This window comes from Longitalea arenae, from assembly GCF_016924755.1.
GTDB lineage: Bacteria > Bacteroidota > Bacteroidia > Chitinophagales > Chitinophagaceae > Niastella > Niastella arenae.
On sequence record NZ_JAFFJX010000002.1, the window covers coordinates 873,169 to 884,445 of the forward strand.

Annotated in this window: 7 protein-coding genes; 5 read left to right on the forward strand and 2 right to left on the reverse strand. The window is 46.5% G+C overall.

Going from position 1 to position 11,277, the window contains the following annotated elements; genetic code table 11:
• Positions 1–39 precede the first annotated feature (39 nt).
• Both fusA2 and JT717_RS08255 read left to right on the forward strand, forming a co-directional pair.
• Positions 40–2,175, forward strand: a complete 2,136-nt coding sequence (fusA2, locus tag JT717_RS08250) for an elongation factor G2 (protein WP_205509723.1) — start codon at positions 40–42, stop codon at positions 2,173–2,175.
• Between the two features lie 442 nt (positions 2,176–2,617).
• Complete coding sequence (locus JT717_RS08255; protein WP_205509724.1) at positions 2,618–5,914, forward strand: PAS domain S-box protein; 3,297 nt, start codon at positions 2,618–2,620, stop codon at positions 5,912–5,914.
• A 157-nt stretch (positions 5,915–6,071) separates the two neighbouring features.
• Here JT717_RS08255 and JT717_RS08260 read toward each other — a convergent pair whose 3' ends face one another.
• Both JT717_RS08260 and JT717_RS08265 read right to left on the reverse strand, forming a co-directional pair.
• On the reverse strand, positions 6,072–6,734 hold the full coding sequence (locus JT717_RS08260; RefSeq protein WP_205509725.1) for a gluconate 2-dehydrogenase subunit 3 family protein: 663 nt from the start codon (positions 6,732–6,734) through the stop codon (positions 6,072–6,074).
• A gap of 87 nt (positions 6,735–6,821) precedes the next feature.
• Positions 6,822–8,564, reverse strand: a complete 1,743-nt coding sequence (locus tag JT717_RS08265) for a GMC family oxidoreductase (protein WP_205509726.1) — start codon at positions 8,562–8,564, stop codon at positions 6,822–6,824.
• Between the two features lie 709 nt (positions 8,565–9,273).
• Between JT717_RS08265 and JT717_RS08270 the strand changes: the two genes are divergently transcribed.
• The 3 genes from JT717_RS08270 to JT717_RS08280 all read left to right on the forward strand — a co-directional run bounded on the left by JT717_RS08270 (position 9,274) and on the right by JT717_RS08280 (position 10,870).
• Positions 9,274–9,528: a hypothetical protein gene (locus JT717_RS08270; RefSeq protein WP_205509727.1), complete on the forward strand. Its 255-nt coding sequence runs from the start codon at positions 9,274–9,276 to the stop codon at positions 9,526–9,528.
• Positions 9,529–10,074: 546 nt separating this feature from the next.
• Positions 10,075–10,269, forward strand: a complete 195-nt coding sequence (locus tag JT717_RS08275) for a hypothetical protein (protein WP_205509728.1) — start codon at positions 10,075–10,077, stop codon at positions 10,267–10,269.
• 253 nt (positions 10,270–10,522) lie between these two features.
• Positions 10,523–10,870: a helix-turn-helix domain-containing protein gene (locus tag JT717_RS08280; protein WP_205509729.1), complete on the forward strand. Its 348-nt coding sequence runs from the start codon at positions 10,523–10,525 to the stop codon at positions 10,868–10,870.
• Positions 10,871–11,277: the final 407 nt, after the last annotated feature.

Consider the following 11,277-nt stretch of genomic DNA (forward strand, 5'->3'; position numbering starts at 1 on the left):
TTAAAGCTACCTATTCTTCATTTTAAAAAATTGTTTGCTATGGCTGAATTTGATACCTCACACGTAAAAAATGTAGTCTTGCTGGGCCATGCCGGCTGCGGTAAGACCACATTGGCGGAGTGTATGCTTTATGAAGCAGGCCTCATTACCCGCCGCGGCACCATTGCCGAAAGAAATACCATCGGTGATTACCATGAACTGGAACAGGAACGTGGTAACTCCATCTTCTCCAAATTAATGCATACCAAATGGCGGGGGTATAAGATTAATATCATCGATACGCCCGGTTACGACGATTTTGTGGGCGAAGTGATCTCGGCCCTGCGCGTGGCCGATACCGGCGTCATGTTGCTCAATGCCGTCATGGGGGTTGAGGTTGGCACCGACATTATCTGGGAATACACGGAGCAATTTAAAACGCCCATGATCTTCGCCGTTAACAAACTCGACGAAGACAATGCTGATTTTGACAAGACCATTCGCGAAGCAAAAGCCCATTTCGGCAACAAGGTAGTGGTAGTACAATACCCGCGCCAGCAGGGAGCAGGCTTTCACGAGATCATCGATGTGCTTCGAATGACCATGTATAAATTCAAGGATACCGGCGGCAAACCTGAAAAGCTGCCCATACCCGAAGAAGAGCGTGAACGTGCCGACGAACTGCATAAAGAACTCATAGAGGCCGTAGCCAGCAACGATGAATCGCTTATGGAAAAATACTTCGACAAAGGTGAGCTGGATGAAGATGAAATGAAGAGCGGTATGAAAAAAGCCATGATCAACCACGACCTGTTTCCTTTGTTCTGCCTTTCGGCCGAACGGAATATGGGCAGCGGCCGTTTAATGGGTTTTATCGACAATGTATGTCCCAGCGCCAATGAAATGCCGCCGCAAACCACCAGGAGCGGGCAGTCCCTACCATGTGAAGCAAACGGTCCCGCTTGTCTATTCATATTTAAAACCATCAGTGAACCCCATGTGGGCGATCTCTCCTTCTTTAAAGTGTATTCAGGTACTGTACAAAGCGGTATGGAGCTGGAAAACGAAACCACCGGCGTTACAGAAAAGTTGAACCAGTTATTCCTGGTAGAAGGGAATAAACGCACCAACATTTCCGAACTGGTGGCCGGCGACATCGGCGCAACCCTGAAATTAAAGAATACCCATGTTAATAATACCCTGCATGTAAGAGGCAAAAACATCGAGCTGAACTCCATCGAATTTCCACCGCCCAATATGAGCGTGGCCATAGAAACATTGAAAAAAGGCGAAGAGGAAAAACTGTCGCAGGCATTACACCAGCTAAGGGAAGAAGATCCCACCCTTATTGTGGAAGTGTCACCCGAACTGAAACAAACCCTGATCCATTGCCAGGGCGATATGCATCTGGCGGTGGCCAAATGGAAAATAGAGCATTTACATAAGGTAGAAGTAAAATTTGTAAAACCGCGCATTCCATACCGCGAAACCATTCGCCGGAGTGCCGAAGCCAATTACCGCCACAAAAAGCAGAGCGGGGGCGCCGGCCAGTTCGGCGAAGTGTTCATGCGTATTGAACCCTGGTACGAAGGCATGCCTGAACCTGCCGGATTAACAGTACGTGGCCGCGATGTGCATGATCTTGAGTGGGGCGGCAAACTGGTGTATTATAACTGTATTGTAGGAGGCGCCATCGACAACCGTTTTCAGCCTTCTATCTTAAAAGGGGTCATGGAAAAAATGCAAACAGGCCCGCTCACCGGCTCATATGTGCGCGATGTGCGGGTATCGGTTTATGACGGCAAAATGCACCCGGTTGACAGTAATGACATTTCTTTCAAGATCGCCGGTCTAATGGCCTTTAAACAGGCTTTCCAGCAAGCTGATCCGCAGATCCTGGAACCGGTGTACCAGGTGGATGTGCTTTGTCCCGACGACCTTACCGGCGCCGTTATGGGCGACCTGCAAAGCCGCCGAGCCGTTGTAGAGGGCATCGATACCCAGGGCCATTTCCAGAAAGTGATCGCCAAAGTGCCGCTGGCTGAAATGGACGGCTATTCTTCATCTCTCCGCTCCATCACCCAGGGCCGCGCCAAGTTCACGATGAAATTTTTTGATTACCTGCCTGTTCCATTCGAAGAGCAACGCAGGCTGATAGACGATTATTCAAAGACGGCGAAGGAAGAACTGGTGTAACGATGTGTTGATGTGCTGATGTGCTGATTTGCTGATTTGCTAATGAAAACAAAATACCAATGTGCTGATGTGCTGATGTGCTAATTAGCTAATGGAATACAAAATCCTGATTGGCTAAATATAATTTGATAATGTGATAATTCGATAATTGAATACAGGGTAGCGTACTTCCATCAGCAAATATCAAATCTGCACGCGGCGAGCAGGGTAGGCCGCGCGGAAGCACATCAGCACATTAGCTAATTAGCATATTAGCACATCAGCTAATTAGCACATTAGCTAATTAGCAAATTAGCACATCAGCTAATTGCCCATAGAACCAACTTGGCCCTAGCATATACGAATAGCTGCCCGCGGGCGGCTATTTTTTTTAAGAATATCCCTGGTTAATGTTGCCACGGAGAATACGGCCGCCTGTTATATAAAATTTTCATCTGAATTCATGAATAACCACTATTTTCAACCGGCAATGGGGAATTCGTTGAATATACTGGAGTTTATACCTGGAAATAGTGAAGCGGGACAAATAATCAGGTCGATGAACTGGGACGCCAGCCCGGCAGGCACGCCGGAAACCTGGCCGCAATGCCTGTTAACTACGCTTAATATCATTTTGCCGGCTCATATACCCATGTTCGTAGTATGGGGAGAAGCTGGCACCCTGTTTTATAACGATGCCTGCCAACCGCTTACCGGGCGATCACCCGCCGGGGCCATGGGACGCCCGGCCAGGGAAGTATTTGCCGCGGTATGGGATCTGCTGGAGCCTGCATTTGACCAGGTGCGGCAGGGCAGGGCCCTTACGCTGCCGGATATCAAAATGCCCATTAACCGCGACGGCTACACAGCCACCAGCAGTTTTACATTTTCCTGTATACCCATCCTGAATGAATCCGGTGTACCCGGTGGTATGCTGGTCAACGCTACCGAGAATACAGCCAGGGCACTGGCCGGCTACAATAAGACACTTGATGTATTGCTTCAGATCCCCATCGGTATTCTCATCGTACGCATGCCCAACTACATAGTAGAACTGGCTAACGATTCGTATGTACAAATGAGCGGCAGGGAATCGGTGACGGTTACCGGCCGGCCGCTTTTTGAAGTATATCCTGAATTAAAAGGTCAGTTAATGCAGCAGTTGATTGACCAGGTGCTGCAAAGCGGCCAGCTGCATATTGAAAATGGCCTCCCCATCAAGGAATTCCGGCATGGCCGGCCCATGACGGCTTATTTCAACCTGTTGTTTTATCCGTTGCAGGAACCGGACGGCACTACCAATGGCGTCATGCTGGTAGGCCGTGAAGTGACTGATATCGTGCTTGCAGCCAAGCGCATGGAGAAAAGCGAGCACTATTACCGGCGGCTGGCAGATACCGTTCCGGTCATGTTGTATATAACAAGACCCGACGGCTACTGCACCTACGTGAACCAGAATTGGTATAACTATACGGGCGAATCGCCTGAAAATACCCTGGGAAGAGGCTGGTTATCGGTTGTTCATCCTGATGATATTCAACTGATGGAAAGCTGCTTCCAGGAAGCCAATAAACGCCAGGTGCCTTTTAACCTGGAATACCGCATTCGCGGTTCAGACGGCCATTACCGGTGGATCCTGGATTCGGGTTCTCCCATGTTTGATAAAAATGGCGTTTTTGAAGGCTTTATCGGATCGGTGATCGATATCGATAACCGCAAACTGGCCGAAGACGCTGTACGGGAAAGCGAAAAGAGGTTCAGGCAGCTGGCAGACTCCATGCCGCAGATCGTGTGGACGGCCACTGCTGATGGTTTTGTAGATTATTATAACAAACAATGGTATCTGCTGATCGGCGATGAGAATCATTTTGGGAACGACAGCTTTCTCGCGCATGTTCATCCGGAAGATTATATCCGCTGTTTGAATACCTGGCTCGGCGTAGTGGAGTCCGGAGAACCTTACGAAGTTGAATTCCGCTTTAAGGTCAAGGAGCCGGTTGATGCTTACCGGTGGTTCCTGGTGCGGGCAAGACCCATTAAAAACGACAGTGGTCAGATCATTAAATGGTTTGGTACCTGTACTGATATCGATGAAGTGAAGCGCATAGAACAAACCCTGCGCGAAAGTGAAGAAAGGTTCCGGGTGGTCGTAAATTCAGCCCCGGTGATGGTATGGATGTCGGACCCACAAAAACGCTTTACCTTCTTTAATAAACGATGGCTGGAATTTACCGGCCGCAGCATGGAAGCCGAATTGTGGGATGGTTGGAAAGAAGGTATCCTGCAGGAAGACTTCACCGGTGCGATGGCCCAGTATGAAGAGGCATTTGAAGCGCGCACCGATTTTGAGATAGAGTTCCGCCTGAAGCGGTTTGATGGTGAATACCGGTGGGTGGTATTCCGTGGTATCGCGCGTTATTCTTATGACGGGGCCTTCCTCGGTTATATCGGATCCAGCATAGACATTCATGAACGCAAAAACATCAGGATAGAACTTGAAAACAGGGTCGCGGAAAGAACGCAGGAGCTTTCGCTCAAGAACAAGGCGCTGGAAGAAACTACCCGCGAGTTGAAGGAGATCAACCAGCAGCTGGAACTACGGCATGAAGAATTGCGCCAGAGTGAAGAACGTTATTTACGCATGACAAACGAGGTGGAAGACTATGCCATTATTCTTTTAAGCAAGGATGGATATATTGAGAACTGGAATAAAGGGGCTGAAAAGATCAAAGGGTATACGGCCGAAGAGATCATAGGCCGGCATTTCCGCCTGTTTTATACCCAGGCCGACCAGCAACTGGGCCTGGCAGATAAAGTACTTGCAGAAGCAAGGGAGTTTGGAAAATCAACCTATGAAGGCTGGCGGCTACGCAAGGATGGCACCACCTTCTGGGGTTATACGGTGCTTACCGCCTTACACGACGACAAGAACGACATTATCGGTTTTTCAAAGGTTACGCGTGATCTAACGGAACGCAAACATGCGGAGGACCGGCTGAAAATGTATGCAGAACAATTGGAGCAAAAGAACCGCGAACTGGAACGCAGCAATAGTGAACTGTCATCGTTCAGTTATGTGGCCAGCCATGACCTGCAGGAACCGCTGCGTAAGATCCAGGCATTTGGCAACCTGATCCAGGCCCGGGATGTGGCTAATTTGAGCGATACCAGTAAAGATTATTTCGATCGCATGGTAAAAGCTGCCGTACGTATGCAAAACCTGATCGACTCTTTATTGGAGTTCTCGCGTACTACCACCGCCCGTAAGAATTTTGAGAAGACCGACCTCAATGTATTGCTCGATGAGGTGAAAAAGGAACTGGCGCACCGCATTGAAGAAAAAAAAGCCGTAATAGAATCGGCGCACCTGCCTGCATTAACGATCATTCCGTTCCAGTTCAGGCAATTACTTTCTAATTTGATCAGCAATTCCCTGAAATATTCCAGGGAAGATCAAACTCCTGTGGTTTCCATTTCGGCAACCTATATAAAAGCAAAGGACCTGCATGAGAAAGCAGCCCTGCCGGGAAAAGATTATTTCCGCTTTATGGTGGCCGATAATGGGATCGGCTTTGAACAGGAATATGCAGAAAAGATCTTTGAACTGTTCCAGCGGCTGCACGGGCGAAATGAATACAGTGGCTCAGGTATCGGACTGGCCATCTGTAAAAAGATCGTGGAGAACCATCATGGTTTTATGCGGGCAGAAAGTGAGCCGGGGAAAGGAGCGACGTTCTATTTCTTTATACCAGTAAAATAGTTTATAGTTTGTGGTTTATGGATCTTTCGAGGCGCAATTACCTCAATAACTCACGGCCTCGCAATAACTCAATAACCCAGGAACTTAATAACTCATTAACTCAATTGAAAAAGCCCCCTTTATTAAAAGGAGGCTTTCTTATTATGGATTTACCAGTTTAATACTTGGCGCATTCCTTCAATTCTCTTTCAGAGTAGGCGAGTCCATATTGCTTCAGCACATCATCTGGCACGCCGTTCCATTTATTAGGGGCATTACCCACGTATCCCAGGTCTTTTACCCCCATTTCGCTGGTATAAAAACCAGAGGCGGTCATATCACGCATGAGATTGAAGAATGCAACGCCCTGGGCCATTTCCGGTTTGGCTTTTTTAGGCCAGGCAATTTCATCTACCATGGCCATCCGTTCCTGTTCAGTACCATCAACAAAGGGTTTATTAAAGCGTTTCAGGCATTGTACATCGAGCCAGCGCAATCCACCGCGCATCGGGATCTGATTCTCGGGCCGGTCTTTCACCATGAATTCAATGAACTCGGGCACTTTGGCATCAGATGCACTGCCGCTTACTTCGTCGCGGGGAATGATGATATCGGCCAGCACAGTAATGGTGGCCATTTCATGCGGCGTGAAGAAGGTCTGAGACATCAATTCTTTTTCACGGGCCTTTTCTTCTTCAGCACGGTCGAGGGTTAAGCCTGCACCCGGTTCAGTGCTTTTGGCATCAACTTCTTTTTTATTATCTGTTTTGCAGGCATCCAGCAGCAAACTGGCCGACAGGGTGCTTACTGCTATCGCTTTTAGGGATTTTCTTCTATCCATAATTAGTTTAAAGTTTTTAATTGCCAGGTGTGTCACAGTTGCTTTCGTTATGGGAAAGTATGGCACCCCTTTCTAACTAACCAAGAACTATAAATTCCTTTTCTTCATTTCGTCAATAATATATTCTGAAGCCCGCATAGACAGGGCGAGGATCGTCCAGGTAATATTTTTATCGGCCTGGGAAACGAATGGACCGCCATCTACGCAGAACAGGTTTTTACAATCATGGGCCTGGTTCCATTTATTCAATACCGAACGTTTGGGATCGTTGCCCATACGAACCGTTCCGGCTTCATGAATGATATTACCGGGTGCATGCAAACCATAATTATTCTTTTCATCATCATCGCCGCCATAGGTAATAACAGCGCCCATTTCATGCATGATCTCCTTGAAGGTTTCCTTCATGTGTTTGGCCTGTTTGATCTCGTATTCGGTAGGCTTCACATTAAAGCGCAGCACGGGGATACCGTATTTATCAACCACTTTAGGATCGATCTCGCAATAGTTGCTTTCCACCGCAATGGCTTCACCGCGGCCGGCCATGCCCACCCGGGCGCCATAGAAGTAACGATAATCTTCTTTCAGTGATTTACCATAACCACCAGCTTCTTTTTGCTGCCCTTTTACCGTGAATTTACCATTCATGTTATGAATACCCGCGCCAAAGCCATAGGCAGGCTGGCCGAAACCGCCCCAATACTCAATATGGTAACCACGGGGGAAATCAAGTTTTTTATTATCGCCCCACCAGGGTGTATAAATATGTGCGCCGCCCACGCCATCTTCATTATAGCGTTTGCGGTCGAAGAGCTCGGGAATAACACCGCCCATATCGGCGCCGGTGGAATCGTGGAGGTATTTTCCAACCACATTGCTGCTGTTGGCCAGGCCATTGGGATAACGGGCCGATTTGGAGTTCAGTAATAAACGGGCAGATTCACAGGCGCTGGCAGCCAGGATCACCGTACGACCCATTACCTGGTATTCCTGCAGGTCCTGCTTGTTCACATACGATACGCCGGTAGCCAGTCCTTCTTTATTGGTGAGCACTTCACGCGCCATGGCGTTGGTGATCACATCCACATTACCGGTTTCCATGGCGGGTTTTATCAATACTGAAGAAGAGGAGAAATCGGCATAGGCATAAGAGCAGGCGCGGTTACATTGTCCGCAAAAGATACATTCACCGCGGGAGTCATTGATCTTTTTGGTAAGGATCGACAGGCGGGAAGGGATCACCGGAATACCAATACCGGTTGCTGCTTTTTTGATCATCAGCTCGTGCAAACGCGGTTTGGGTGGCGGAAGAAAAATACCATCGGGATCATTTTCCAATCCTTCATTACTGCCAAACACCCCGATCAGTTTGTCTATTCTATCATAGTAAGGTTTAACGTCTTCGTAACCGATCGGCCAGTCATCACCCAATCCATCGATGCTGCGCCGTTTGAAATCTTTAGGTCCGAATCGCAGGGAGATCCGGCCCCAGTGATTGGTACGGCCGCCGATCATACGGGCGCGCCACCATTCCCATTTGGTATTGTCTGCGTGTGTGTAAGGTTCGCCGTCAATTTCCCATCCCCAGTAGCAGGCATCAAAATCACCAAATGGTCTGAACTTGGTGCTGGCGCCGCGACGGGGCGATTCCCACGGATTCTTTAGCTGGGTTACGTTGGTTCTTGGATCATACATTGGACCGGCCTCAATCAAACATACTTTCAATCCAGCATGAGACAATACATAAGCTGCCATACCGCCGCCGGCGCCGGAGCCTACGATGATTGCATCATACTGCTTTGCATTTTTTTTTACCTGAAGATCCCCCATAAATAGAGTGTAAGTTTAAAAAATTGACTATTGGTTTAGACCCATAAATGTAAAGTTTTAGCAATCCTGTCCAATTTTTTGTAATGTATTTTTTATGGTTGGTTGAAATAGCATCGCCCTGTGCAAATAAACTATTATCAAAGTGCCCGCAATTTCCTGCAAAGCGCGTGGGGAGCGGATTTGCGAAGGTGCAAGTTACATGTTTGCACTTACTGGTTTCAGGTATTGAATACATGAATTTGTTAAAATGCGCTAACAATTTACATCATGATTGGGCGTTAAGCAGATCCTGCCCGGGCCATCGTGCGCGTTGATCTTTCCCGCTGTGCAGTTGGTCTTACCAAAACAAACCTGAAAGACCAAGCCGGGAATAAGAGCAAGTAATGAATAAAACCGGCCGGCTGGAATGGGATTTCAGACTGTCCATTTAAAAAAAGCAGGAGAGAAACAGAGTTTTAGTGTTACCTACACACTTACTACTAGCTTTTTTTGAAATTTATATACCATTTGGCAGCTTTTTTTGCGTTTCATTCAAAGAATAAGGTTTTTAGTTGCCATATTAGTATTAGACCATATAGATAAACCCTTATTCGTTAAAAATTTGATTTCCTGGTTTCTGTTTTTATGTTTTAAACACGCAATTTTACGTAACAAAATTCGTTATACCGATGTCCAACTATTCTGTAAAAACCTATAATCGACTATCCCTATGACCCCTTACATTCAAAACGAGACCGATTATTTGGCCGAGAAGTTTATGATTTTGGAGTATCATATCGCGCATGCCAGTAAGATTGCCCTGCTGAAAATTCAAAGCTATAAATTCGCTATAAAGAATCCGGAGGTGGGCACCCGATATCAAATGGCCGCAGAGGATATGGTTCGTCAGTCGTTGATGAGCTTTGTACCCAATTCACATATCCTTACTGAAGAAGGATTTTATTTCCGACCGATCGCTAATTAATCTGTTTTAAAATAATCCAGGCAAGTCGCTTCCACCCGGAGCGACTTTTTTTATTATTGTTTTATCACCACGCACCTGCCGGCAGGCGACTCTGCCGGCACCGTTTTTACCCCTGTGCGGCAGCTTGCCTTACTGCTTATGCTCACGGGAAAAGCCGGTAAAGCGCTTTGCCGCCGGGTTGACTGAATATGCGCAATTGTCGTTTGTCACCTTTACACACGCCCGGTATTTATTTTTCTGATATATGGCAGAAAGCAGTAAATGATAATTTCTTAAAGAATAATTGATAGCGTTGTTATAAACCGCAGTGCCCGACTACCTGTAATGGTTAACCTGTACATGCTCCTGTAAAAGCCCACGAAAATTTTCTTTTACAAAATAAACATTCAAAAAGACCTCCTATCTTTGTTTCGGCAACACTGATCAAGCGACGTGAGCAAGAAATGGTGAGACGAATTATGTAGCCAATGCACAAACCTTATCTGATGAACCGGATCAAACACTTTACACCACTTCTTCTCTTTTTATCTCATTTGTTATTCTCTAATGCCCGCGGGCATTTATGGTGTGCCTTCTCATTTTGCGCAGATCTCCTGGATCCGTACAGCCGGCAGATTGCAAAAAAGAAAGATCTCAATTATCTCTTTACAGGCGTTGAACAAACGGCATGGCTTAGCCGCAACGGAAGGCGTATTCGATGCAGTGAATATGTACCGGAATGGTTCCATGCTGAACGGATGAACCTGAGCAGCTAAAGAGATGCATGATACATGCCCGACCATATGAACACGCAGTAAAACGGATAGCAACAACTCCTCATTAATAAATGGTGCTGCCGGCACCGGCAGCTACCAAAGGGTCAATTATTGTTACAGCAACAATAACCATGTTATTGCAGCACGGATCAACCTGTGCTGAACGAGCTCTTTGTAATTCGGAGCTGGCCAGTACAGGTTTGTATACACCACATTGTTATTGCAATAAACCTTTTCTTATGAAATTGAAAAAAGAGGACATTGAAAGGATCAGGCTCGCAAAGGATTTGTTAACCAGGAACCGGCGTTATCACATTACCATAAGTGATCTGAGTCAGCAAACGCAGCTTAACAGAACCAAGCTGCAATATGGGTTCAAACAACTGTACGGCGTAAGCATCGATGACTACCGTATTCTGCTGCGCATGGAAAAAGCAAAAGAGTTGCTGGAACAAACGGAAAAAAGTGTAAAGGAAATAGCCGCTTTAGTAGGATATAAAAGCATGGGAAGCTTCAGTACCATGTTTAAAAAAATATACAGTAAATCGCCCACCGAATGGCGGAACGGGCTACATGGCGAAAAATGAAATGTAGATATTATAACGATGCGCCAAAGTGAATACACTTTGAAAGGATAGTTATTTACCTGTACATAACACTAACAGTATAGAATATGTGTTTTTGTGAGTAAAACAAGCTAAATTGTGCAAACAGAATAAATGGAACATTGTATATTGCATACAGATATTTGAAAGGACGGTTTTCAATACATACACAGTCAGACAGCAGTAGCTGCGGTGCAAAGTTATTGGGTTCTTTAACCCTAAGCCCTCAAAGCTTTTTACCAGGTTAAACAGGCCTGTAAAGTACCGCGCTATTGCTGCTGATGAACACTATTTGATTCGTACGCTTCTATTATATAACTGTTCAGGCGCTTTACATTATTTGGCTATAGAATGATGATCCGGGCAGCCGGGCATTCATGAACGTGGTG